Source organism: Pseudomonas sp. NY15374 (genome assembly GCF_048068255.1).
Taxonomy (GTDB): Bacteria; Pseudomonadota; Gammaproteobacteria; order Pseudomonadales; family Pseudomonadaceae; genus Aquipseudomonas; species Aquipseudomonas machongensis.
Map to the genome: position 1 here is coordinate 386,264 of NZ_JBLUPZ010000003.1, position 22,690 is coordinate 408,953.

The 22,690-nt window shown below is 63.8% G+C and carries 24 protein-coding genes and 1 pseudogene; 15 read left to right on the top strand and 10 right to left on the bottom strand.

Translation table 11 applies throughout. From position 1 onward, the window contains the following. Nucleotides 1-118 precede the first annotated feature (118 nt). Nucleotides 119-1,420 carry a D-amino acid dehydrogenase gene (dadA, locus tag ACNFHO_RS09690; protein ID WP_065864728.1) on the bottom strand — a complete coding sequence of 434 codons (1,302 nt, stop codon included), beginning with the start codon at nt 1,418-1,420 and terminating at the stop codon, nt 119-121. A gap of 155 nt (nt 1,421-1,575) precedes the next feature. Here dadA and dadR point away from each other — a divergent pair, with 155 nt between their 5' ends. Beyond that, on the top strand, nt 1,576-2,064 hold the full coding sequence (gene dadR / locus ACNFHO_RS09695) for a transcriptional regulator DadR (protein WP_003258963.1): 489 nt from the start codon (nt 1,576-1,578) through the stop codon (nt 2,062-2,064). 4 nt (nt 2,065-2,068) lie between these two features. Here the strand turns inward: dadR and ACNFHO_RS09700 are convergent, their stop codons facing one another. Beyond that, nucleotides 2,069-2,419 (bottom strand): YkgJ family cysteine cluster protein, encoded by a 351-nt coding sequence (locus tag ACNFHO_RS09700; protein ID WP_054894110.1) that lies wholly within the window; start codon nt 2,417-2,419, stop codon nt 2,069-2,071. A 128-nt stretch (nt 2,420-2,547) separates the two neighbouring features. Between ACNFHO_RS09700 and ACNFHO_RS09705 the strand changes: the two genes are divergently transcribed. Beyond that, nucleotides 2,548-3,840 carry an NAD(P)/FAD-dependent oxidoreductase gene (locus ACNFHO_RS09705; RefSeq protein ID WP_054894111.1) on the top strand — a complete coding sequence of 431 codons (1,293 nt, stop codon included), beginning with the start codon at nt 2,548-2,550 and terminating at the stop codon, nt 3,838-3,840. Here ACNFHO_RS09705 and ACNFHO_RS09710 read toward each other — a convergent pair whose 3' ends face one another. After that, the gene (locus tag ACNFHO_RS09710) at nt 3,841-4,071 is read right to left on the bottom strand and encodes a DUF1127 domain-containing protein (RefSeq protein ID WP_063542038.1); all 231 of its coding nucleotides are present in this window, start codon (nt 4,069-4,071) and stop codon (nt 3,841-3,843) included. A gap of 177 nt (nt 4,072-4,248) precedes the next feature. Between ACNFHO_RS09710 and ACNFHO_RS09715 the strand changes: the two genes are divergently transcribed. Next, nucleotides 4,249-5,679, top strand: coding sequence for a PLP-dependent aminotransferase family protein (locus tag ACNFHO_RS09715; RefSeq protein ID WP_172964799.1), 1,431 nt, complete (start codon nt 4,249-4,251; stop codon nt 5,677-5,679). Between the two features lie 60 nt (nt 5,680-5,739). Continuing rightward, a complete protein-coding gene (locus ACNFHO_RS09720; RefSeq protein WP_054894114.1) occupies nt 5,740-7,299 on the top strand; it encodes a phospholipase D family protein in 1,560 nt (519 codons plus the stop codon). A gap of 32 nt (nt 7,300-7,331) precedes the next feature. Here the strand turns inward: ACNFHO_RS09720 and ACNFHO_RS09725 are convergent, their stop codons facing one another. Together ACNFHO_RS09725 and ACNFHO_RS09730 are read right to left on the bottom strand one after the other, a co-directional pair. Further along, nucleotides 7,332-8,471 carry an MFS transporter gene (locus ACNFHO_RS09725; protein ID WP_065864722.1) on the bottom strand — a complete coding sequence of 380 codons (1,140 nt, stop codon included), beginning with the start codon at nt 8,469-8,471 and terminating at the stop codon, nt 7,332-7,334. A 127-nt stretch (nt 8,472-8,598) separates the two neighbouring features. After that, nucleotides 8,599-10,092 carry an aldehyde dehydrogenase gene (locus ACNFHO_RS09730; RefSeq protein ID WP_054894116.1) on the bottom strand — a complete coding sequence of 498 codons (1,494 nt, stop codon included), beginning with the start codon at nt 10,090-10,092 and terminating at the stop codon, nt 8,599-8,601. Between the two features lie 197 nt (nt 10,093-10,289). Between ACNFHO_RS09730 and ACNFHO_RS09735 the strand changes: the two genes are divergently transcribed. Both ACNFHO_RS09735 and ACNFHO_RS09740 read left to right on the top strand, forming a co-directional pair. Further along, the gene (locus ACNFHO_RS09735) at nt 10,290-10,649 is read left to right on the top strand and encodes a cupin domain-containing protein (protein ID WP_054894117.1); all 360 of its coding nucleotides are present in this window, start codon (nt 10,290-10,292) and stop codon (nt 10,647-10,649) included. A 92-nt stretch (nt 10,650-10,741) separates the two neighbouring features. Further along, complete coding sequence (locus ACNFHO_RS09740; protein ID WP_063542036.1) at nt 10,742-10,945, top strand: hypothetical protein; 204 nt, start codon at nt 10,742-10,744, stop codon at nt 10,943-10,945. Nucleotides 10,946-11,034: 89 nt separating this feature from the next. Here the strand turns inward: ACNFHO_RS09740 and rpmG are convergent, their stop codons facing one another. Then, on the bottom strand, nt 11,035-11,190 hold the full coding sequence (gene rpmG, locus ACNFHO_RS09745; protein ID WP_003253507.1) for a 50S ribosomal protein L33: 156 nt from the start codon (nt 11,188-11,190) through the stop codon (nt 11,035-11,037). A gap of 11 nt (nt 11,191-11,201) precedes the next feature. Next, entirely contained in the window at nt 11,202-11,438 is a 237-nt protein-coding gene (gene rpmB, locus ACNFHO_RS09750) for a 50S ribosomal protein L28 (protein WP_054894119.1), read from the bottom strand. A 368-nt stretch (nt 11,439-11,806) separates the two neighbouring features. Between rpmB and ACNFHO_RS09755 the strand changes: the two genes are divergently transcribed. Further along, on the top strand, nt 11,807-13,396 hold the full coding sequence (locus ACNFHO_RS09755) for an ABC transporter substrate-binding protein (protein WP_416766100.1): 1,590 nt from the start codon (nt 11,807-11,809) through the stop codon (nt 13,394-13,396). Between the two features lie 65 nt (nt 13,397-13,461). On the opposite strand, the gene radC is transcribed toward ACNFHO_RS09755, so the two are convergent. Beyond that, nucleotides 13,462-14,142, bottom strand: a complete 681-nt coding sequence (gene radC / locus ACNFHO_RS09760) for a RadC family protein (protein WP_416766102.1) — start codon at nt 14,140-14,142, stop codon at nt 13,462-13,464. Nucleotides 14,143-14,271: 129 nt separating this feature from the next. On the opposite strand from radC, the gene coaBC reads away from it, so the two are divergent. The 7 genes and pseudogenes from coaBC (at nt 14,272) to ACNFHO_RS09795 (ending at nt 20,413) form a co-directional block, all read left to right on the top strand. Continuing rightward, complete coding sequence (gene coaBC / locus ACNFHO_RS09765; RefSeq protein ID WP_054894122.1) at nt 14,272-15,483, top strand: bifunctional phosphopantothenoylcysteine decarboxylase/phosphopantothenate--cysteine ligase CoaBC; 1,212 nt, start codon at nt 14,272-14,274, stop codon at nt 15,481-15,483. A gap of 5 nt (nt 15,484-15,488) precedes the next feature. Further along, complete coding sequence (dut, locus tag ACNFHO_RS09770; RefSeq protein WP_063542034.1) at nt 15,489-15,944, top strand: dUTP diphosphatase; 456 nt, start codon at nt 15,489-15,491, stop codon at nt 15,942-15,944. 127 nt (nt 15,945-16,071) lie between these two features. Continuing rightward, a pseudogene (locus tag ACNFHO_RS09775) lies at nt 16,072-17,445 on the top strand (phosphomannomutase/phosphoglucomutase); the annotation flags it as partial. 30 nt (nt 17,446-17,475) lie between these two features. Then, nucleotides 17,476-18,381: an acetylglutamate kinase gene (gene argB / locus ACNFHO_RS09780; RefSeq protein ID WP_063542032.1), complete on the top strand. Its 906-nt coding sequence runs from the start codon at nt 17,476-17,478 to the stop codon at nt 18,379-18,381. Between the two features lie 287 nt (nt 18,382-18,668). After that, nucleotides 18,669-19,349 (top strand): CsgG/HfaB family protein, encoded by a 681-nt coding sequence (locus ACNFHO_RS09785; protein WP_054926178.1) that lies wholly within the window; start codon nt 18,669-18,671, stop codon nt 19,347-19,349. A gap of 39 nt (nt 19,350-19,388) precedes the next feature. Then, entirely contained in the window at nt 19,389-19,757 is a 369-nt protein-coding gene (locus tag ACNFHO_RS09790) for a DUF4810 domain-containing protein (protein WP_153772895.1), read from the top strand. A gap of 17 nt (nt 19,758-19,774) precedes the next feature. Beyond that, nucleotides 19,775-20,413, top strand: a complete 639-nt coding sequence (locus ACNFHO_RS09795; protein ID WP_232233654.1) for a DUF799 domain-containing protein — start codon at nt 19,775-19,777, stop codon at nt 20,411-20,413. A gap of 141 nt (nt 20,414-20,554) precedes the next feature. Here ACNFHO_RS09795 and pyrE read toward each other — a convergent pair whose 3' ends face one another. Further along, a complete protein-coding gene (gene pyrE, locus ACNFHO_RS09800) occupies nt 20,555-21,196 on the bottom strand; it encodes an orotate phosphoribosyltransferase (protein WP_125931046.1) in 642 nt (213 codons plus the stop codon). Nucleotides 21,197-21,276: 80 nt separating this feature from the next. Between pyrE and ACNFHO_RS09805 the strand changes: the two genes are divergently transcribed. Continuing rightward, complete coding sequence (locus ACNFHO_RS09805) at nt 21,277-22,056, top strand: exodeoxyribonuclease III (RefSeq protein WP_054893329.1); 780 nt, start codon at nt 21,277-21,279, stop codon at nt 22,054-22,056. 38 nt (nt 22,057-22,094) lie between these two features. On the opposite strand, the gene ACNFHO_RS09810 is transcribed toward ACNFHO_RS09805, so the two are convergent. Further along, nucleotides 22,095-22,496: a GFA family protein gene (locus ACNFHO_RS09810; protein WP_063542030.1), complete on the bottom strand. Its 402-nt coding sequence runs from the start codon at nt 22,494-22,496 to the stop codon at nt 22,095-22,097. Nucleotides 22,497-22,690 lie beyond the last annotated feature (194 nt).

Here is a 22,690-nt window from a genome sequence, read left to right on the forward strand (position 1 = left end):
CTGGTGGATCTGTTTATGACGGAGGAACGGTGCTGGCCTTTTCACGGGCAAGCCCGCTCCCACAAGTCCTCATCCTGCCGTGGGAGCGGGCTTGCCCGCGAAGAGGCCAGCGTTGCAATTACTGGTGAGCCGATACCGGGCTACCGTGGCCAGCACTCTCGCGGCTGTTGCCATAGCGCGAGATGTCCAGCCCTTCGGCACTGATCTGCGGCTTCTTGCGCGCGATCAGGTCGGCCAGCAGGCGACCGGAACCGCAAGCCATGGTCCAGCCAAGGGTACCGTGACCTGTATTGAGGAACAGGTTGCGGAACGCGGTGCCACCGACAATCGGGGTGCCATCTGGAGTGGCCGGGCGCAGGCCGGTCCAGAAACTGGCCTGGCTCAGGTCGCCGCCGCGAGGATAAAGGTCGTTGACGATCATCTCCAGCGTTTCGCGTCGACGCGGGTTCAACGACAGGTCAAAACCGGCGATTTCAGCCATGCCACCGACACGGATACGGTTGTCGAAACGGGTGATGGCGACTTTGTAGGTTTCATCGAGAATGGTCGAGGTCGGGGCCATGTCGGCATCGGTGATCGGCACGGTCAGCGAGTAGCCCTTGAGCGGATACACCGGTGCCTTGATGCCCAGCGGCTTGAGCAGTTGCGGCGAATAGCTGCCCAGGGCCAGCACATAGCGATCGGCGGTTTCCAGCTTGCCGTCGATCCACACGCCGTTGATACGGTCACCGGCATGGTCCAGGCGCTGGATGTTCTGGCCGAAGCGGAACTCGACGCCCAGCTTGATGGCCATGTCGGCCAGCTTGGTGGTGAACAGCTGGCAGTCGCCGGTCTGGTCGTTGGGCAGGCGCAGGGCGCCAGCAAGGATGTCCTTCACGCCCGCCAGCGCAGGCTCCACGCGGGCGATGCCGTCGCGGTCGAGCAATTCGTAAGGCACGCCAGACTGCTCGAGCACGGCGATATCCTTGGCTGCGGCATCGACCTGGGCCTGGGTACGGAACAGTTGAGTGGTGCCCAGAGTGCGGCTCTCGTAGGCGATGCCGGTTTCGGCGCGCAGCTCGTCGAGGCAGTCGCGGCTGTACTCGGACAGGCGCACCATGCGCTCCTTGTTCACCGCATAGCGATTGGCGGTGCAGTTACGCAGCATCTGCGCCATCCACAGGTACTGGTCGACGTCACCGGTCAGCTTGATGGCAAGCGGTGCGTGGCGCTCGAGCAGCCACTTGATGGCCTTGAGCGGCACGCCTGGCGCGGCCCAGGGCGAGGCATAGCCGGGCGAGATCTGGCCAGCGTTGGCGAAGCTGGTTTCCATGGCCACCGCCGGCTGGCGATCGACCACCGTCACTTCAAAACCTTGCCGGGCCAGGTAGTAGGCACTGGCGGTTCCGATCACACCGCTACCAAGTACCAAAACTCGCATCGTCTATCCCTCGCACGCGGTACACCGCAGTCTTTTGTTGAAATGGCATGGATGCGCGCAGTATAAGAATCTCGGCCCAGTGCTTTTCACTATATAAAAACCTATATTTGGCGAGAATTCTCGGCAAAAACGCCTTTCACGGAGGGGCATCCCCTATGAGAACCCAACACCAGAGCAAACGTGAACTGGACAAGATCGACCGCAACATCCTGCGCATCCTGCAGAATGACGGGCGTATCTCTTTCACCGAGCTGGGCGAGAAAGTCGGGTTGTCCACCACCCCCTGCACCGAACGTGTCCGCCGCCTGGAACGTGAGGGCATCATCATGGGCTACAACGCCCGCCTCAATCCGCAACACCTCAAGGGCAGCCTGCTGGTGTTCGTCGAGATCAGCCTGGACTACAAGTCCGGCGACACCTTCGAAGAGTTCCGCCGCGCCGTCCTCAAGCTGCCGCATGTGCTGGAGTGCCACCTGGTGTCGGGAGACTTCGACTACCTGGTGAAGGCGCGCATTTCCGAGATGGCCTCGTACCGCAAGCTGTTGGGCGACATCCTGCTCAAGCTGCCGCATGTGCGCGAATCGAAAAGCTACATCGTGATGGAAGAGGTCAAGGAGAGCCTCTGCCTGCCAATTCCGGACTGAACCGTCAGACCAGCACCTGGCGGGTGCTGGCGATATAACCATGGATCAGCCGCTCGGCCTCGGGTTCGATCGGCTGCTGCGGACCACGACCACGGGGGCAGGCCATGCGCGGCGTGGTGCCGAACAGGCGGCAGATCAGCGGGCGCTCTTCATAGACGGTGCAGCCTTGCGGGCCGAGGTGAACACAGTCCAGGCGCTCCAGCGCCGCATCCTGCTCGGCCTGGGTCTTGCGTGGCAGGCGAGCCATCTCTTCACTGGATGTGGTAACCGGGCCACAGCAGTCGTGGCAGCCGGGCTCGCATTCGAAGGACGGGATGAGTTCGCGCAGGAACTGGATCTTGTGGTTGCAGGGCATGGGCGGTGTGTCGTCGAGGTTTGTGAGGATTATAGGGCCATTCGCGGAACAAGCCCTCGCCCGGTTGCCCAACCGCGAAACCCCAGCTTATCCTCGCCCCCTTCGCACCGACTCCAGGGCCTCCCCAGATGATCCACAGCGCGCAGCACGCCGCCTCCTACTATGCCGCCAGCAGCGCGCCGCAACCGGACTACCCCAGCCTCGAAGGCGAGCACAGCGCCGATGTGTGCATCGTCGGCGGCGGTTACTCGGGCCTGAATACCGCCATCGAGCTGGCCGAGCGCGGCTTCTCGGTGATCCTGCTCGAAGCCCGCAAGATCGGCTGGGGCGCCAGCGGTCGCAATGGCGGGCAGTTGATCCGTGGCGTTGGCCACGATGTCGAGCAGTTCCTGCCAGTGCTCGGCGAGGATGGCGTACGCAGCCTCAAGCTGATGGGCCTGGAAGCCGTGGAGATCGCGCGTCAACGTATCGAGCGCCACGCCATCGCCTGCGACCTGACCTGGGGTTACTGCGACCTGGCATACAAGCCCGCCGAGCTGGACGGCTTCGCTGAAAATGCCGAAGAGCTGCGCAGCCTGGGCTACCGCCACGAGGTCCGCGTGGTGCCCGCGTCCGAGATCCGCAGCGTGGTCGGATCCGACAGCTTCGTCGGCGGCCTGGTCGACATGGGCTCGGGCCACCTGCATCCACTCAACCTGGCCCTGGGCGAAGCGGCCGCCGCCGAGCGCCTGGGCGTGAAGCTGCACGAGGGTTCGGCAGTAACCCGCATCGACTACGGCCCGCAAGTCCAGGTGCACACGGCGCGGGGCCGCGTGCGCGCCAGTACGCTGGTGCTGTGCACCAACGCCTACCACAACGACCTCAACCGCGAACTGGGCGGCAAGGTGCTGCCCGCCGGCAGCTACATCATCGCCACCGAACCCCTGGGCGAAGCACGTGCCCGCCAGTTGCTGCCACAGAACATGGCCGTGTGCGACCAGCGCGTGGCGCTGGATTACTTCCGCCTGTCCGCCGACCACCGCCTGCTGTTCGGCGGCGCCTGCCACTACTCCGGGCGCGACCCGAAGGACATCGGCGCCTACATGGGCCCGAAGATGCTCAAGGTGTTCCCGCAGCTGGCCGGTGTGCGCATCGACTACCAGTGGGGCGGCATGATCGGTATCGGCGCCAATCGCCTGCCGCAGGTCGGGCGCCTGGCCAGCCATGCCAACGTCTATTACGCCCAGGCCTACTCCGGCCACGGCCTGAACGCCACGCACCTGGCCGGACGCCTGCTGGGCGAGGCCATCAGCGGCCAGCAGGCGGGGCGCTTCGACCTGTTCGCCAAGGTACCGCACGCGACCTTCCCTGGCGGCAAGCACCTGCGCTCGCCGCTGCTGGCGCTGGGGATGCTCTGGTACCGACTCAAGGAGCTGCTCTGATCACGCTCGCCAGAATGGCTTGCACCCTTCCTCCCGAGCCTGCTGGCGGCTGATGCCGATATCCAGCAACTGGTGATCGCTCAACTCGCGCAGCACCCTGCGCGAGCGCCAGCGATGCACCATCAGCCCCAGGCGACCCAAGCCCACAGGGGCACTGGAAACCTTGGGCCACTGCCCTGCGCGCAGTTCTTCCGCCAACAGTTGCAGCCGTACATCGCTCAAGCCGTTCATTGCCATGTCTCCTGATTGCCTCGAAAGCTGGAGAAAGCATGCGCTCGGCAGACATGCACGATACAGATTCAACACAGGATTATTATTTCCATACAGAATTGGCGCAACGACGGCTGAATGCCGTATTTTTGGCCAATCTGTATCGCTCACCTTGCCCAACGTGTGCAGGAGTATGCCGTGACCCTCTACATGAACCTCGCCGAATTGCTCGGTGCCCGGATCGAACAAGGCCTGTATCGTCCCGGCGAACGGCTGCCGTCGGTGCGCTCATTGAGCCTGGAACACGGCGTCAGCCTGAGCACCGTACAGCAGGCCTATCGCCAGCTGGAGGACAACGGCCTGGTGGCTCCGCGCCCCAAGTCCGGCTACTTCGTCACGGAAAATCGCAGCCTGCCGGCCCTGCCCGCCATCAGCCGCCCCGCCCAACGCCCTGTGGATATTTCCCAGTGGGAACAAGTGCTCGAATTGGTACGTGCCAGCCCTCACCCCGACGTGATCCAGCTCGGCCGCGGCATGCCCGACATCGAGAGCCCGACGCTCAAGCCCCTGCTGCGCAGCCTTGCCCAGCTCAGCCGGCGCCTGGACATGCCAGGGCTGTACTACGACAACATCCACGGCAACGAAGCCCTGCGTGAACAGATCGCCCGCCTGACGCTCGACTCAGGTTGCAACCTCGGGCCAGGCGACCTGGTGGTGACCACCGGTTGTCACGAAGCGCTGTCGACCAGCATCCGCGCAGTGTGCGAGCCGGGCGACATCGTCGCGGTGGATTCGCCCAGCTTCCACGGCGCCATGCAGACGCTCAAGGGCCTGGGCATGAAGGCGCTGGAGATCCCCACGGACCCGACCACCGGCATCAGCCTGGAGGCGCTGGAACTGGCGCTGGAGCAATGGCCGATCAAGCTCATCCAGATCACCCCCAGTTGCAACAACCCGCTGGGCTACATCATGCCCGAGGCGCGCAAGAAGGCCCTGCTGACCCTGGCCCAGCGCTACGACGTGGCAATCCTCGAAGACGATGTGTACGGCGACCTGGCGTACACCTACCCACGCCCACGCACCATCAAATCGTTCGACGAGGATGGCCGCGTACTGCTCTGCAGCTCGTTTTCCAAGACCCTGGCCCCAGGCCTGCGGGTCGGCTGGGTGGCGCCCGGGCGTTATCTGGAGCGGGTGCTGCACATGAAGTACATCAGCACCGGCAGCACGGCCTGCCAGCCCCAGTTGGCGATCGCCGACTTCATCGCCGAAGGCCACTATCAGCCGCACCTGCGCCGAGTCCGGGCGCAGTACCAGCGCGCCCGCGACCAGATGAGCGACTGGGTGACCCGCTACTTCCCGCCCGGCACCCGCGCCAGCCGGCCCCAGGGTGGCTTCATGCTGTGGGTGGAACTGCCCGAGAGCTTCGACACGCTGCGGCTCAACCGTGCGCTACTGGAACAGGGCGTACAGATCGCCGTCGGCAGCATTTTTTCGGCGTCGGGCAAGTACCGGCACTGTCTGCGCATGAATTTCGCCACCCGCGCCACCCCGGAAATCGAGGCGGCGGTACGCAAGGTAGGTGAAACTGCCTATCGCCTACTGGCGCAGGACAGTGACGCCGGGTAACTTTGCAGCGCTTTGCACGGTCCAACCTTCCAGTGACCTGTCGTACAGGACGATTCGCCTTTGAGACTCCAGCGGGCTCTGCCCCTCCTGCTGGCGCTGCTGCTCGGCCTGAGCGGCTGCGCCAGCGTCGATGCACCTCGCGACGTGAGCCAGGCGCTGCCGGCCAACGACTCGGCGTTCGGCCGCTCAGTCCAGCGTCAGGCCGCGCCCTATGAGGGGCGCTCCGGCTTTCGCCTGCTACCGAACAGCAACGAAGCCTTTCGCGCCCGCGCCGAGCTGATTCGCAACGCCCAGACCAGCATCGACCTGCAGTACTACATCGTCCACGATGGCCTGAGCACCCGCGCCCTGGTGCACGAGCTGCTGCGCGCCGCCGACCGCGGCGTGCGGGTGCGCATCCTGCTCGACGACACCACCAGCGATGGCCTGGACAGCCTGATCGGCACCCTCGCCGCCCACCCTCATATCCAGATCCGCGTGTTCAACCCGCTGCACCTGGGCCGCAGCACTGGCCTGACGCGTGCCATGGGGCGGCTGTTCAACCTGTCGCTGCAGCACCGGCGCATGCACAACAAGCTGTTCCTGGTCGACAACAGTATGGCCATCGTCGGCGGCCGCAACCTGGGTGACGAGTACTTCGACGCCGAGCCCAACCTGAACTTCACCGACATCGACCTGCTGGGTGTAGGGCCTGTGGCCGAGCAACTCGGGCACAGCTTCGACCAGTACTGGAACAGCGCCCTGAGTCGGCCGATCGGCGACTTCCTGTGGAGCACGCCGGACGCCAGCGACCTGCGCGCTAGCCGCCAGCGCCTGGAAACCTGGCTGGCGCAGGCCAGGGTGCAGCGCAAGGCGCTGTACGACCGACTGATGGCCTATCAGACCGCGCCACGCCTGGACATCTGGCGCAACGAGCTGATCTGGGCACACAGCCAGGCGCTGTGGGATGCGCCGAGCAAGGTGCTGGCCCGCGGCGAGCCCGACCCCCAATTGCTGATGACCCAGCAACTGGCGCCGGACCTGAAGAACGTACACCGCGAGCTGATCCTCGTCTCGGCCTACTTCGTGCCGGGCGAGCCAGGCCTGCTGTACCTCACCAGCCGCGCCGACGCCGGCACCTCGGTCAAGCTGCTGACCAACTCGCTCGAAGCCACCGATGTGCCGGCCGTGCACGGCGGCTATGCGCCCTATCGCCGTGCCCTGCTCGAACATGGCGTGGAGCTGTTCGAGCTGCGTCGCCAGCCCGGCGACCCGAGCGCCGCGCGCGGCGTCCTCAGCTTCAAGGGCCAGTCCGACTCGAGCCTGCACAGCAAGGCAATGGTCTTCGACCGGCGCAAGACCTTCATTGGCTCCTTCAACTTCGATCCCCGCTCGGTGCTGTGGAACACCGAGGTCGGGGTGATGGTCGACAGCCCCGAGTTGGCCGAGTACACCCGCGCGCTGGCCGAACAGGGCATGGCGCCGGCCTTGAGCTATCAACCGAAGCTGGTGGACGGGAAGATGGTCTGGGTGACCGAGGACAATGGCCAGGTGCATACCCTGACCGCTGAGCCGGGCGGAATATGGCGCCGGTTCAATGCCTGGGTGGCCAAGGCGGTGGGTTTGGAGAAGATGCTCTAGCGGACGGGCCGCGCTAGTGCGGCCCGGCTATTTCAGGCGGAGGCGGGCTCGAACGCACCGGGACGCCGGGTCAGCAGCACCAGCCCTGCAGCCCCTGCAGCCATCAGGAACAGCAAGGCATGTCCACTGACCCACTGGCTCCCTGCCCCGGCCAGCAACGGCCCGAGCAAACAACCGATACCCCACAGTTGCGCCACATGGGCGTTGGCACGCACCAATGCGTCATCGCGATAACGCTCGCCGATCAGGATCAGCGACAGGGTGAACAAGCCCCCCGCGCTCGCACCGAACAGTACCCACAGCGGCCACACCGCCGGGGTGTGCAACAGCAGCGGAATCGCCAGGCTCGAACCCAGCAGACTCACCGCACAGCCACTGAACAAGGCTTGCCGGGACATGCGATCGGCCAGGGCGCCAATTGGCAACTGCAGCACGGCATCGCCGACCACCACGGTGCTGACCATGAACAACGCCACTTCGGCGGTGAAGCCCTGCTGCAACACATACACCGGCAGAAGCGTCAGAATCATCGCCTCGAATGCCGCGAACAACGCAATGGCCCAGGCAATGACCGGCAAGCGTCGACAGAAGGCGAACAAGTCGCTGAAGGTCACGCTGCACGCCTCGGTCGACGGCGCACCACCGCGGCCTAGCAGGAGCAAGGGTGCGAGCAACAGCAGGCCGCTGGCGGCCCAGAAACCGAAATCATCTTCCGAGCCGAGAAAGCCCAGCACCAGCGGCCCGGCCAGCTGGCTCAGGGCATAGCTGCTGCCATACAGCGCCACCAGTCGCCCACGCCACTGCTCGACCACCAACTGGTTGATCCAGCTTTCGCCTAGGATGAACACCACCGTCAGTGACATGCCGATCAGCAGGCGTAGCGCCAGCCACAGCGGATAGCTGGGCAACACCGCCACCAACACAATTGACAACGCACCGCCCCACAGACACAGGCGCATCGCCGATGGCACGCCGACCCAACCCGCCAGGCGACTGGCCAGGCTCGCGCCGAGCAGTACGCCGATTGCCGGCATCGCCGCCATCACGCCAATGGCGAACCCGCCGTAGCCCCAGCCTTCCAGGCGCAGGGATACCAGCGGCATGCTCACGCCGAGCGCAAGCCCGACACTGAGCACCGACGCCAGCACGGCAAAGTAGGTTCCCCAACGCATTGCAGACCCCCAGGTAAATTTGTTCAGGCCCATTCGCGGGCAAGCCCGCTCCCACAGGTACGCCGCCGCTCGCAAGGACGGCGCTGGGCCTGTGGGAGCGGGCTTGCCCGCGAAGAAGACTACCGGATTACAGCTTGATCCAGGTCGCCTTCAGCTCGGTGTACTTCTCCAGTGCATGCAGCGACTTGTCACGGCCGTTGCCCGACTGCTTGAAGCCGCCGAACGGTGCGGTCATGTCGCCGCCGTCGTACTGGTTGACCCACACGCTGCCAGCACGCACGGCGCGGGCAGTCTTGTGCGCCTTGGAGATATCGGCGGTCCAGATGCCAGCTGCCAGGCCATACGGGGTATCGTTGGCGATGGCGATGGCCTCTTCGGCAGTGTCGAAGGCGATCACCGACAGCACCGGGCCGAAGATTTCTTCCTGGGCGATCTTCATGGCGTTGGTCACGCCGTCGAAGATGGTCGGCTCGACGTAGGTGCCGCCGGTCTCTTCGAGGATGCGTTTGCCACCGGCCAGCAGTTTGGCGCCGTCCTGATGACCGGCGTCGATGTACGACAGCACGGTGTTCATCTGCTGAGTATCGACCAGCGCACCGACCGTGGTGGCCGGATCCAGTGGGTTGCCGGGCTTCCAGGCCTTGAGGGCCTCGACCACCAGCGGCAGGAACTTGTCCTTGATCGAGCGCTCGACCAGCAGACGCGAGCCAGCGGTGCAGACCTCGCCCTGGTTGAAGGCGATGGCGCTGGCAGCGGCTTCGGCGGCGGCCTGCAGGTCAGGGGCGTCGGCGAAGACGATGTTCGGGCTCTTGCCACCGGCCTCCAGCCAGATGCGCTTCATGTTCGATTCGCCCGCGTACACCATCAGTTGCTTGGCGATCTTGGTAGAACCGGTGAACACCAGGGTATCGACATCCATGTGCAGGGCCAGGGCCTTGCCGACGGTGTGACCATAGCCAGGCAGCACGTTCAGCACGCCTGCCGGGATGCCGGCCTCGATGGCCAGTTGGGCGATACGGATGGCGGTCAGCGGGGATTTCTCGGAAGGCTTGAGCACCACCGAGTTGCCGGTGGCCAGCGCCGGGCCGAGTTTCCAGCAGGCCATCAACAGCGGGAAGTTCCATGGAACGATGGCACCCACGACACCTACCGGCTCACGGGTCACCAGGCCCAGTTGGTCGTGCGGGGTCGGTGCGACCTCGTCGTAGACCTTGTCGATGGCTTCGGCAGTCCAGTGAATGGCCTGGGCAGCGCCCGGGATATCGATGGTGGAGGAGTCACCGATCGGCTTGCCCATGTCCAGGGTTTCCAGCAGCGCCAGTTCCTCGACATGCTTGCGCAGCAGGTCGGCGAAGCGGATCAGCTTGGCCTTGCGCTTGGCAGGAGCCAGTTGCGACCAGACGCCAGAGTCGAAGGTGGCGCGAGCGTTTTCCACGGCGCGGTTGGCGTCGGCCAGGTCACAACTGGCAACCTTGGCCAGGAAACGTCCGTCGACTGGGCTCAGGCACTCGAAGGTTTCGCCGGAGGCGGCGTCGGTGTATTCGCCGTTGATGAAGGCGCGGCCTTCGATCTTCAGTTGCTGGGCACGCTGTTCCCAATCCGCACGAGTCAGGGTGGTCATACGAAACTCCTCCTCTTGTTAAGGTGCAGCCCCGTATTGAGGACTCACGGGCACTGTCAGAAATTCTGGCCGGGCGACAAGCGCACACGGGCATCCGACACCCTAAACCAGGCCGGTTAAACTATCAATATATTTGACACGAATGGCTTAAAAGCCTACTGATGTGCATTTTATTAAACAACAACAGGGTATCCAGCATGAGCATCGACAGCATCATCGACTTCGCCCAGGTCCTTACCGAAGCCGAGCGCTATCGCCCGGCGGCCGAGAAAATCCTCAAGGGCGAGCCGGACCAGGCGGTTTACAACCACTATTCGAGCCCCTGCGGGCAGTTCGCCGCGGGCGTCTGGGAGGGTGAGGTCGGCCAGTGGACGGTGAACTACACCGAGCACGAGTATTGCGAGATCGTCCAGGGCGTATCGGTCCTGCGCGACCAGGACGGCGGCGCCAAGACCCTGCGGGCCGGTGACCGCTTCGTCATCCCGGCCGGCTTCAAGGGCACCTGGGAGGTTCTGGAAGCGTGCCGCAAGATCTACGTGATGTTCGAGCAGAAGTAACGGGGCTTGCGAGGATTAAGTACCGCATCCGTCGAACGGGAGGCTGCAACGATGGCAGCGTCCATTTCCGGACAGTCGACAAGGAACAGCATATGACTACCGACATCCTCGCCCCTGCACGCCACGTCATCGGTTCGCGCTACGTTGAAAGCGTGGGCGCCTACATTCTCGAGCTGACGGGCCTGAGTGCAGTTCGGATTGTTACCGGCGCCGCAGACCTGCGGGACTACAGGTCCGACCAGGTCAGGATCGATGTAGACGACGAAGGCATCATAAGCGGCCTGCGCAACTACTGAACCCTGTGGCGCGTAAGCTACGCCTGAAAAGGCAGCAATAAAAAAACCCGCTTCCTTTCGGTTGCGGGTTTTTTTGGTTGCCGGATCAATTACTTGATCTTGGCTTCCTTGTACACCACGTGCTTGCGGACGACCGGATCGTATTTCTTGATCTCGATCTTGTCCGGAGTGGTGCGCTTGTTCTTGTCGGTGGTGTAGAAGTGGCCGGTACCGGCACTCGAAACCAGACGGATCAATTCACGCATGATGTTCTCCCTTAAACCTTGGCGCCAGCTTTACGGATGTCGACCAGAACGGCATCGATGCCGCGCTTGTCGATGATACGCATGCCTTTGGCGGAAACGCGCAGACGCACGAAACGATTCTCGGATTCAACCCAGAAACGGTGGTGCTGCAGGTTCGGCAGGAAACGACGACGGGTTTTGTTGTTTGCGTGGGAAATGTTGTTCCCGGTTACCGGACCCTTACCGGTAACTTGACAGACTCTCGACATGCCTCAGCCCTCTAAAACCACATGCCCAACCCGGCATGGGTTGGCCGCTTAATCTCTCAGTCTATGGCGCCAAGGCGCCGTGTTTCCGGGGGTCTTATCGAACCGGCTCAAATGAGCGACAGGCCGAGCCCCTAGAAAAGAGCGCTGCTTTATACCAGAAAGGGTCGGCCACAACAACAGAAGATGCACATTCCGATCGGGCCGATCGCGCCCGGCCAGCATAGCGACAAGGCCCGCGCACTGTCGACCGCTCGTCGCCGCGCAGCATAAAAATCAGGTGGTCATTTCCCGACTGGCGCACTAGGGTAGGACGTTTCCGCCTCCAGACTGCACTGGCAGATGGGCCCCTGACCAGCCGAGGATCCACCATGCGCGTCGCCGCCCTTTCCGTTCTATTCACTTCCCTGCTCGCCGCAGGCATCGCCCAGGCAGCTCCGCTGTCGGTGTGCACCGAGGCCAGCCCGGAAGGTTTCGACGTGGTTCAGTACAACTCGCTGACCACTACCAACGCCTCGGCCGACGTGCTGATGAACCGCCTGGTCGAGTTCGACGCGGCCCAGGGCAAGGTGGTGCCGAGCCTTGCACAAAGCTGGACGGTCTCCAAAGACGGCCTGGTCTATGACTTCACGTTGCGCGGCGGCGTGAAATTCCACAGCACCGACTACTTCAAGCCGACCCGCGAACTGGACGCCGACGACGTGTTGTTCAGCTTCCAGCGCATGCTCTACCCCGCCCATGCCTGGCACAAGACCGCACCCGGCGGTTATCCGCACGCCCAGTCGCTGCAGTTGGGCAACCTGATCAAGTCGATCGAGGCGCCCGATCCACAGAGCGTGCGCTTTACCCTCACCCATCCGGACGCGACCTTCCTGGCCACCCTGAGCATGGGCTTCGCCTCGATCTACTCGGCCGAGTATGCCGACAAGCTGCTCAAGGCCGGCACGCCCGAGAAGCTCAATAGCCAGCCCATCGGCACCGGCCCGTTCGTCTTCCAGCGCTTCCAGAAGGACGCCTTGGTGCGTTATCGCGCCAACCCCGACTACTTCGGCGGCAAGCCTGCGGTCGACCCGCTGGTGTTCGCCATCACCACCGACCCGAACGTGCGCCTGCAGAAGCTCAAGCGCAACGAATGCCAGGTAGCCCTGTCGCCCAAGCCGCTGGACATCGCCGAAGCCGCGAAGAACGACAAGCTGAAGGTAGCCTCCACCCCGGCCTTCATGACCGCCTTCGTGGCCATCAACAGCGAGCACCCGCCGCTGGACAAACCCGAAGTGCGCCAGGCGATCAACCTCGCCTTCGACAAACCGGCCTACCTCAAGGCCGTGTTCGATGACACCGCCATCGCCGCCAACGGCCCCTACCCGCCCAATACCTGGAGTTACGCCAAGGACCTGCCCGGCTACGCGCTGGACCTGAAGAAGGCCAAGGCGTTGCTGACCAAGGCCGGCCTGGCCGACGGCTTCAGCACCACGATCTGGACCCGGCCGTCGGGCAGCCTGCTCAACCCCAACCCTAGCCTCGGCGCACAAATGCTCCAGGCCGACCTGGCGAAAGTCGGCATCAAAGCCGAGATCCGTGTGATCGAATGGGGCGAGCTGATCCGCCGGGCCAAGGCCGGTGAACATGACCTGCTGTTCATGGGCTGGGCGGGCGACAACGGCGACCCGGACAACTTCCTCAGCCCGCAATTCTCGTGCGCGGCGGTCAAGTCCGGGACCAACTTCGCGCGTTTCTGCGACAGCCGTCTCGACCAGTTGATCAACGCCGGACGCACCACCAACGACCAGAGCGTGCGCAGCCGTCTGTACCAGCAGGCGCAGACGCTGATCCAACAACAGGCGCTGTGGCTGCCGCTGGCCCACCCGACCGCCTCGACCCTGCTGAGCAAGGGCGTCGAGGGCTATCAGGTCAGCCCGTTCGGGCGGGTGGACTTCAGCAAGGTGTCGGTGGAGCGCTGACTGGCATTCGGTGCCGGCCTTTTCGCCGCTGCGACTTACCCGCGAATAGGCCGGCACTGCCTCCACTACGCCCCGATCCAACCCTGCTCCACCATCGACAACGGCTCGCCATCGCCGACGATCACGTGATCGAGCACACGCACGTCGATCAGCGCCAGCGCCTGCTTCAACGTGCGCGTCAGGTGGACATCGTCCTGGCTCGGCGCGCTGTTGCCCGACGGGTGGTTGTGACAGATGATCAACGCCGCCGCGTTATGCAGCAGCGACCGGCGCACAACCTCACGCGGATAGATGCTTGCCCGGTCTATCGTGCCGCGAAACAGGATCTCGAACGCCGAGGGCCGGTGCCGGGTGTCCAGGAACAGGCAGCCGAACACCTCGCAGCGCTCATGGCGCAGCATCGACTTCAGGTAGCGCCGCACCGCAGCAGGGCTTTCCAGCGCCGGCGCGCGTTCGATGGTTTCGTCCAGGTAGCGTCGTCCGATCTCCAGCAGTGCCTGCAATTGCGCGTACTTCACCGGCCCGATGCCAGGCTCGCGCAGCAGCGCGGCGCGGTCGGCCTCGAGAAACACCCGCAACCCGCCAAAGCGCTTGAGCAGGCTGCGCGCCAGGTCGACCACGTTGCGCCCGGCAACGCCCGAGCCCAACAGCACTGCCAACAACTCCCCATCCGACAGCACCTGCGCCCCACGCGCCAGCAACTTCTCTCTCGGCCGCTCGTCCAGCGGCCATTCCCTGATGTTCATACCCCTCCTTGCGTTGTACTGCGGCGCCTTCAAGCCCTGTGTTAATCTATTTCGCCTCGTTAAATGCGACGTTCTGCCGCAGGCAATTTCAAACGTCGCCGCCCGCTTTCACTGGAAAAAGGCAAGCCTATGCAGCGGCTGTATCGCAAGCGCATCGTTCTCGGCGTGGGTGGCGGCATTGCCGCCTACAAGAGCGCCGAGCTGATTCGCCGACTCCTGGAACACGGCGCGCAGGTGCGTGTCGTCATGACCCGCGGCGGCGCCGAGTTCATCACTCCGCTGACCCTGCAGGCGCTCTCCGGCCACCCGGTGCACATGGACCTGCTCGACCCTGCCGCCGAGGCTGCCATGGGTCATATCGAACTGGCCAAGTGGGCCGACCTGGTGCTGATCGCCCCGGCCACCGCCGACCTGATGGCGCGCATGGCCCAGGGCATGGCCGATGACCTGCTGACCACACTGGTGCTGGCCACCGACGCCACCGTCGCCGTCGCCCCGGCCATGAACCAGGCCATGTGGCGCGACCCGGCCACCCAGGACAACCTCGAGCTGCTCAAGCGCCGTGGCATCCAGGTATTCGGCCCGGCCTCCGGCAGCCAGGCCTGTGGCGACGTCGGCCTGGGCCGCATGCTCGAAGCCACCGACCTTGCCTGGTGCGCGGCCGAGAGCTTCAAGCGCCAGGCCCTGACCGGCAAGCACGTGCTGATCACCGCCGGCCCGACCCAGGAAAACATCGATCCGGTGCGCTACATCACCAATCATAGTTCCGGGAAGATGGGCTTTGCCCTGGCCGAAGCGGCCGCCGAAGCCGGGGCCCGGGTGACCCTCGTCACCGGCCCCGTGCACCTGCAGACCCCCGACCGGGTCAACCGCATCGACGTGGTGAGCGCGCGGGACATGCTCGCGGCCTGTGAAGCAGCCATGCCGTGCGACCTGTTCATCGCCTCGGCAGCAGTCGCGGACTACCGTCCCGAGGTGGTCGCCCCGCAAAAGCTCAAGAAAGACCCTACGACCGGCGACGGCATGCTGCTGCAGATGGTGCGCAATCCGGATATCCTTGCCACCCTCGCTGGCCGTGCCGACCGCCCGTTCAGCGTCGGTTTCGCAGCCGAGACCGAGCACCTGCTCGATTACGCAACGCGCAAGCTCAAGGACAAGAACCTCGACCTGATCGTCGCCAATGATGTGGCCAACCCCAGCATCGGCTTCAACAGCGAGGAAAACGCCCTGACCGTAATCGACCGCCAGCAGCACCAGACCCTCTTCGCGCAGACCAGCAAGGGCAAGATCGCCCGGCAACTGGTCGCCTTCATCGCCGAACGGCTCAATCAGGTTCAATAAGTTCCATGCACGCTCTTCAAGCCAAGATCCTCGACCCACGCCTGGGTACCGAATTCCCCCTGCCGCAATACGCCACCCCCGGCTCCGCTGGCCTGGACCTGCGCGCCCTGCTCAAGGAAGACACCGTCCTCGAGCCGGGACAGACCCTGCTGATCCCCACCGGCCTGTCGATCTACATCGGCGATCCAGGCCTGGCAGCGATGATCCTGCCCCGCTCGGGCCTTGGTCATAAGCACGGCGTAGTGCTGGGCAACCTGGTCGGCCTGATCGACTCGGACTACCAGGGCGAGCTCATGGTCTCGTGCTGGAACCGCGGCAACACGCCGTTCACCATCAGCATCGGCGAGCGCATCGCCCAGCTGATCCTGGTACCGGTGGTGCAGGCGCATTTCGACATCGTCGAAGCCTTCGACGAAACCCAGCGTGGCAGCGGCGGTTTCGGTCATTCCGGGACCCGCTGAGCCGACCGTCGGGGCCATGGACGGCGAACTCTCGGGGCTATCTACCGTCCAAGCGTTCAGTTTGCGCTTACCCAGAAGCCTTTGACCCTTGGAGTCCCCAGAGATGAACGACATGGCCCAGCTGGTACCCGCATTGCCAGACAGCATCTTCCGCGCCTATGACATCCGCGGCATCGTCGGCAAGACGCTGCACGCCGAAACCGCCTACTGGATCGGCCGCGCCATCGGCGCCCAGACCCTCGCTCAGGGCGAGCCGAAGATCTCCGTGGGCCGCGACGGCCGCCTGTCCGGCCCGATGCTGGTCGAGCAACTGATCAAGGGCCTGGCCGATGCCGGTTGCCAGGTCAGCGACGTCGGCCTGGTGCCCACCCCCGCGCTGTACTACGCCGCCAATGTGCTGGCCGGTACGTCAGGCGTGATGCTCACCGGCAGCCATAACCCGTCGGACTACAACGGCTTCAAGATCGTCATCGCCGGCGACACCCTCGCCAACGAGCAGATCCAGGCCCTGCTGACCCGCCTCAAGACCAACGACGTACCGCGCGGCGAAGGCCACGTGGAGAAGGTCGAGATTCTCGAGCGCTACTACCAGCAGATCACCGGCGACGTGAAGCTGTCGAAAAAGCTCAAGGTCGTGGTCGACTGCGGCAACGGCGCCGCCGGGGTGATCGCCCCGCAACTGATCGAGGCCCTCGGCTGCGAGGTGATCCCGCTGTTCTGCGAGGTCGACGGCAACTTCCCCAACCACCACCCGGACCCGGGCAAGCCGGAGAACCTCGAAGACCTGATCGCCAAGGTCAGGGAAACCGGCGCCGACATCGGCCTGGCCTTCGACGGCGACGGTGACCGCGTGGGCGTGGTCACCAACACCGGCAGCATCGTCTACCCCGATCGCCTGCTGATGCTCTTCGCCCAGGACGTGCTGTCGCGCAACCCCGGCGCCGAGATCATCTTCGACGTCAAATGCACCCGTCGCCTGACTCCACTGATCGAACAGCACGGCGGCCGCGCCCTGATGTGGAAGACCGGTCATTCGTTGATCAAGAAGAAGATGAAACTGACCGGCTCGCTGCTGGCCGGCGAGATGAGCGGACACATCTTCATCAAGGAACGCTGGTACGGTTTCGACGACGGTATCTACAGTGCCGCACGCCTGCTGGAAATCCTCAGCAAGGCCGACCAGGATGCCGAAAGCCTGTTCGCCGCGTTCCCGAACGATATTTCCACACCGGAAATCAACATCGATGTGACCGACGAGAGTAAATTCAGCATCATTGATGCACTGCAACGCGACGCCGACTGGGGCGAAGCCAACCTGACCACCATCGACGGTGTACGGGTCGACTACCCACACGGCTGGGGCCTGGTCCGCGCCTCCAACACCACACCGGTGCTGGTGCTGCGCTTCGAGGCCGACAGCGAGGCAGAACTCGACCGTATCAAGGCTGTATTCCGCACGCAGTTGCTGCGGGTCGATCCCGGCCTGCAACTGCCGTTCTGACCGACTATCTGTTCCTCACTGGAGCCCTGCATGACCCTCGATCGCGATGCCGCTTCCCATGTAGCCGAGGTTTTGTCCGAAGCACTGCCCTACATCCGCCGCTTTGTCGGCAAGACCCTGGTGATCAAGTACGGCGGCAACGCGATGGAGAGCGAAGAGCTCAAGACCGGCTTTGCCCGTGACATCGTGCTGATGAAGGCGGTGGGCATCAACCCGGTGGTCGTGCACGGCGGCGGCCCGCAGATCGGCGACCTGCTCAAGCGCCTGTCGATCGAGAGCCACTTCATCGACGGCATGCGCGTCACCGATTCGGCGACCATGGACGTGGTGGAGATGGTCCTGGGCGGCCAGGTCAACAAGGATATCGTCAACCTGATCAACCGCCACGGCGGCAGCGCCATCGGCCTGACCGGCAAGGATGCGGAGCTGATCCGCGCCAAGAAGCTCACCGTCAGCCGCCAGACCCCCGAGATGACCACCCCGGAAATCATCGACATCGGCCATGTCGGCGAAGTCGTGGGCGTGAACACCGAGCTGCTGAACATGCTGGTCAAGGGCGACTTCATCCCGGTGATCGCGCCGATCGGCGTGGGTGCCAACGGCGAGTCGTACAACATCAACGCTGACCTGGTCGCCGGCAAGGTCGCCGAAGCCCTGAAAGCCGAGAAGCTGATGCTGCTGACCAACATTGCCGGCCTGATGGACAAGCAGGGCCAGGTGCTCACCGGCCTGACCACCGAGCAGGTCAACGAGCTGATCGCCGACGGCACCATCTACGGTGGCATGCTGCCGAAGATCAAGTGCGCACTGGAAGCCGTGCAGGGCGGCGTGAACAGCTCGCACATCATTGATGGCCGTGTGCCGAACGCGGTGCTGCTGGAGATTTTCACCGACAGCGGCGTGGGTACCCTGATCACCAATCGCAAGCGCCACTGATGCTTTGAGCGACGGCCCGCTCCTGCATAACCCGTAGGAGCGGGCTTGCCCGCGAAAAGTACACCGCGGTAATGGCACCGGCCATACGGGTGTTCGCTGCGATTCTGCGCCCCGGCAAGCTTGCTCCTCCAAGGATCGCGCAGGCTTGGCCGAACCAGAACAATGAAACATGGCGCAATGCCATTATTTTTCTCTGTCCCGCCCTCAACTTTCTCTCTAGGCTGCCGACACAACGTGGCAGAATGCACGCCCGTTGCAAATAGTTGCTATTTACCTGGAGAACTCGCGTGAAATACGCATCACAAGGACTCGTGCTGGCAGCTGCCGTCGCGCTCGGGTCCATCGCCGGCTGCGCTACCGAAACTTCCACCGCCGTGGCCGTACAACAGGTCGAGAGCGTCAGCCGCCCGTACAGCGGCGTGCGTGCACCGATCGCCGTAGGCAAGTTCGACAACCGTTCGAGCTACATGCGCGGCATCTTCTCCGACGGCGTCGACCGCCTCGGCGGCCAGGCCAAGACCATCCTGATCACCCACCTGCAGCAGACCGGCCGTTTCAACGTGCTGGACCGCGACAACATGGGTGAGATCCAGCAGGAAGCCGCAATCAAAGGCCAGGTCCAGCGCCTGAAGGGCGCCGATTTCGTGGTGACGGGCGACGTTACCGAATTCGGCCGCAAGGAAGTCGGTGACCACCAGCTGTTCGGCATCCTCGGTCGCGGCAAGACCCAGATTGCCTACGCCAAGGTCGCGCTGAACATCGTCAACATCAGCACCTCCGAAGTGGTCTATTCGAGCCAGGGCGCCGGCGAATACGCCCTGTCCAACCGTGAAGTCATCGGCTTCGGCGGTACCGCCAGCTACGACTCGACCCTCAACGGCAAGGTTCTCGACCTGGCCATGCGCGAAGCGGTGAACAAGCTGGTCGGCGCTGTCGAAAGCGGCCAGTGGAAGCCGCAAGCGCAGTAAGACCCTGCAGCAAGACGACAACGACAAGGAAGCACGTAGATGAGCATCACCCGCTCGGCCTGGCGCACTGGCGCCGGGCTCATGCTGGCCAGCGCCCTGCTGGTCGGTTGCAACTCGCAGAAGCCGCTGTACCAGTGGGAAAGCTACCAGCCGCAAGTACGCGAATACTTCAACGACCAGTCGAAGGAAGAACAGGTCATCGCCCTGGAGCGCGACCTGGAAAAGATCAAGGCCAAGAACGGCGCCGTCCCTCCTGGGTATCACGCGCAACTGGGCCTGCTCTACTCGAGCCTGGGCAAGGACGACCAGATGATCCAGCAGTTCCGCACCGAGAAGGCGCTGTTCCCTGAGTCGGCGGCGTACATGGACTTCCTGATGAAGAACGCCACGCAAGGAGCGAAGCAGTGATCAAGCGCCTTACCCAACTGATCGTCGGCGCCTGCGTGCTGGCCCTGTTCGCCGGCTGTGCCGAGCGCAAGACCACCGACTACGCGGCCTTCAAACAGAGCCGCCCGAAGTCGATCCTGATCGTGCCGCCGCTGAACAACTCGCCGGACGTCAAGGCAAGCTACAGCATGCTCGCGCAGGTCACCTACCCGCTGGCCGAAGCCGGCTACTACGTGATGCCGGTGGCGCTGGTCGCCGAGACCTTCCGCCAGAACGGCATGACCACCCCGGCTGACATCCATGAGCTGCCGATGGCCAAGCTGCACGAGATCTTCGGCGCCGATGCGGCGCTGTACGTGACCGTCAGCGACTACGGCACCCGCTACATGGTGCTGAGCAGCGCAACCATCGTGACCGCCAGTGCCAAGCTGGTCGACCTGAAGTCCGGCACCACGCTGTGGACCGGTACTGCATCCGCCTCCAGCGAAGAAGGCCGGCAGAACCAGGGCGGCCTGATCGGCATGCTGATCACTGCGGCAGTGAACCAGGTCATCAGCAGCGTGCAGGAAGACGCCGGTTATCCGATCGCGGGTATCACCAGCGCGCGCCTGCTGTCGCCGAACCCGAACGGCGGGATCCTGTATGGGCCGCGTTCGCCGAAGTACGGCACGGACTAAGCGGCGACCGCTTCGCGGGCAAGCCCGCTCCCACAGAGGTTTACCGCCGTTGTGGGAGTGGGATTGCCCGCGAACGATCCACCGCCGATCCAATGAAAAAGGCGACCCTCATGGGTCGCCTTTTTCATTACCGGTCCGAGATCAGATCCCGTACTGCGCCCGATAGGCCTCGACCGCCGGCAGGTGCTGCTTGAGCTGAGGATCGTCGGCCAGGAACTCCAGTACCTGGGTCAGCGAAACGATACTGACCACCGGAATGCCGAAATCACGCTCCACTTCCTGGATCGCCGAGAGCTCGCCATTGCCGCGCTCTTCGCGGTTCAGTGCGATCAGCACGCCCGCGGCATTGGCCTGCTGGCCCTTGATGATCTGCATGACCTCACGGATGGCGGTACCGGCAGTGATCACGTCGTCGATGATCAGCACGTCACCGGCCAACGGGGCGCCGACCAGGCTGCCGCCCTCGCCGTGGTCCTTGGCCTCCTTGCGGTTGAAGCACCATGGCACGTCGAGCTGATGCTGCTCGGCCAGGGACACCGCCGTGGCAGCTGCCAGCGGGATGCCCTTGTACGCGGGACCGAACAGCACGTCGAAGGGGATCTTGCTGTCGACGATCGCGGCTGCATAGCAGCGCCCCAGCTGGGCCAGGGCCGATCCGCTGTTGAACAGCCCGGCGTTGAAGAAGTACGGGCTGGTACGCCCCGATTTCAGGGTGAATTCACCGAAGCGCAGAACGCCGCGATCGATGGCAAAACGAATGAAGTCGCGCTGATACGGCTGCATGAAAAGTCCCGGACACCACGGATTTAGCTAAATGAGTTGAGCTCGGGTATCATACACGCACGAGATTTTTGGGGCCATTTATGCGGATCATCAGTGTGAACGTGAATGGCATTCAGGCTGCGGCCGAGCGTGGACTGCTCAGCTGGCTGCAAGCCCAGAATGCCGACGTCATCTGCCTTCAGGATACCCGCGCCTCGGCCTTTGAACTCGACGACCCAGCTTTCCAGCTCGATGGCTATTTCCTTTATGCCTGCGAAGCGGAGGTGCCTGCCCAAGGTGGCGTGGCGCTCTACTCGCGGATGCAGCCCAAGGCAGTCATCACCGGCCTGGGCTTCGAGACGGCCGACCGTTACGGGCGCTACCTGCAAGCAGATTTCGACAAGGTAAGCATCGCCAGCCTGCTGCTGCCTTCGGGAATGAACGGCGACGAAGACTTGAACCAGAAATTCAAGTTGATGGACGACTTCGCCAAGTACCTGGACAAGCAGCGTCGCAAGCGTCGCGAATACATCTATTGCGGCTCGTTCTACGTGGCGCAGCAGAAGCTCGACATCAAGAACTGGCGCGACAGCCAGCAATCGCCGGGCTTCCTGCCGCCCGAACGCGCCTGGATGGACGCGATCATCGGCGAGATGGGCTATGTCGACGCCCTGCGCGAAGTCAGCCGCGAAGGCGACCAGTACAGCTGGTGGCCGGACAACGAACAGGCCGAGATGCTCAACCTGGGCTATCGCTTCGACTATCAGATCCTCACCCAGGGTCTGCGCCGCTTCGTGCGCAGTGCTCGCCTGCCGCGCCAGCCACGCTTCTCGCAGCACGCGCCGCTGATCGTCGACTACGACTGGACGCTGACCATCTGAAGACCTGCGGGGGCCTTTGATCAGGCCCCCGCATTTCGTTACGGACTCTCCTCCACCTCGCCAGGCAGCTCCTCATCCAGGTGCAGCCAGGGTAGCCGGCTGCCCGTCCAGATATGCCGACTGGCCCTCACCTGTTCTGGCCGGTCCAGCGTCGCCACCGTCACATCGATGCTCAGCGGGCTATGCGTCGTCTCCAGCGCCACATGCGCGCCGCAGTCGCCGCAGAAGAACCGTGTACAACTGGCCGGCGCCACATAGCGCTTCGGCTCACCCGCCATCCACTGGAAACCCTTGCGCGGCAGGGTAAGCCAGGTCACCACCAGCCCGCCGCTGACCCGTCGACAGATCGAGCAGTGGCAGTGGGCGACATCCGTCAGATCGCCCTCCAGCCGGTAGCGCAAGGCACCGCAATGGCACCCGCCTTCCTGTACGTCATTCATGAAACGACCTCCTGTCGCCTTCATCGAGGCGAAAGCTGGCTGAAAGCTTACCCCCCTAGGATAGCGCCACCACCGGCGACAGACCGGCCAGCCAGGGTGTCGGCATTACGTACGAACCCGGCCCAATCAACAACAACAATGGTGATACCGATGTTTTCCTGTGCCCGCCTTCCTGCAGTACCCCTCCCGCTATT

Excerpts from the sequence above, each read along its gene's own strand:
- ACNFHO_RS09705 (WP_054894111.1), top strand. The coding sequence starts at position 2,548 with ATGATCCACAGCGCGCAGCACGCCGCCTCCTACTATGCCGCCAGCAGC.
- dut (WP_063542034.1), top strand. The coding sequence starts at position 15,489 with ATGCACGCTCTTCAAGCCAAGATCCTCGACCCACGCCTGGGTACCGAA.
- ACNFHO_RS09700 (WP_054894110.1), bottom strand. The coding sequence starts at position 2,419 with ATGCCCTGCAACCACAAGATCCAGTTCCTGCGCGAACTCATCCCGTCC.
- ACNFHO_RS09755 (WP_416766100.1), top strand. The coding sequence starts at position 11,807 with ATGCGCGTCGCCGCCCTTTCCGTTCTATTCACTTCCCTGCTCGCCGCA.
- ACNFHO_RS09810 (WP_063542030.1), bottom strand. The coding sequence starts at position 22,496 with ATGAATGACGTACAGGAAGGCGGGTGCCATTGCGGTGCCTTGCGCTAC.
- rpmG (WP_003253507.1), bottom strand. The coding sequence starts at position 11,190 with ATGCGTGAATTGATCCGTCTGGTTTCGAGTGCCGGTACCGGCCACTTC.
- ACNFHO_RS09805 (WP_054893329.1), top strand. The coding sequence starts at position 21,277 with ATGCGGATCATCAGTGTGAACGTGAATGGCATTCAGGCTGCGGCCGAG.
- argB (WP_063542032.1), top strand. The coding sequence starts at position 17,476 with ATGACCCTCGATCGCGATGCCGCTTCCCATGTAGCCGAGGTTTTGTCC.
- dadA (WP_065864728.1), bottom strand. The coding sequence starts at position 1,420 with ATGCGAGTTTTGGTACTTGGTAGCGGTGTGATCGGAACCGCCAGTGCC.
- ACNFHO_RS09730 (WP_054894116.1), bottom strand. The coding sequence starts at position 10,092 with ATGACCACCCTGACTCGTGCGGATTGGGAACAGCGTGCCCAGCAACTG.
- ACNFHO_RS09740 (WP_063542036.1), top strand. The coding sequence starts at position 10,742 with ATGACTACCGACATCCTCGCCCCTGCACGCCACGTCATCGGTTCGCGC.
- pyrE (WP_125931046.1), bottom strand. The coding sequence starts at position 21,196 with ATGCAGCCGTATCAGCGCGACTTCATTCGTTTTGCCATCGATCGCGGC.
- ACNFHO_RS09725 (WP_065864722.1), bottom strand. The coding sequence starts at position 8,471 with ATGCGTTGGGGAACCTACTTTGCCGTGCTGGCGTCGGTGCTCAGTGTC.
- coaBC (WP_054894122.1), top strand. The coding sequence starts at position 14,272 with ATGCAGCGGCTGTATCGCAAGCGCATCGTTCTCGGCGTGGGTGGCGGC.
- ACNFHO_RS09790 (WP_153772895.1), top strand. The coding sequence starts at position 19,389 with ATGAGCATCACCCGCTCGGCCTGGCGCACTGGCGCCGGGCTCATGCTG.
- ACNFHO_RS09735 (WP_054894117.1), top strand. The coding sequence starts at position 10,290 with ATGAGCATCGACAGCATCATCGACTTCGCCCAGGTCCTTACCGAAGCC.
- ACNFHO_RS09710 (WP_063542038.1), bottom strand. The coding sequence starts at position 4,071 with ATGAACGGCTTGAGCGATGTACGGCTGCAACTGTTGGCGGAAGAACTG.
- rpmB (WP_054894119.1), bottom strand. The coding sequence starts at position 11,438 with ATGTCGAGAGTCTGTCAAGTTACCGGTAAGGGTCCGGTAACCGGGAAC.
- dadR (WP_003258963.1), top strand. The coding sequence starts at position 1,576 with ATGAGAACCCAACACCAGAGCAAACGTGAACTGGACAAGATCGACCGC.
- radC (WP_416766102.1), bottom strand. The coding sequence starts at position 14,142 with ATGAACATCAGGGAATGGCCGCTGGACGAGCGGCCGAGAGAGAAGTTG.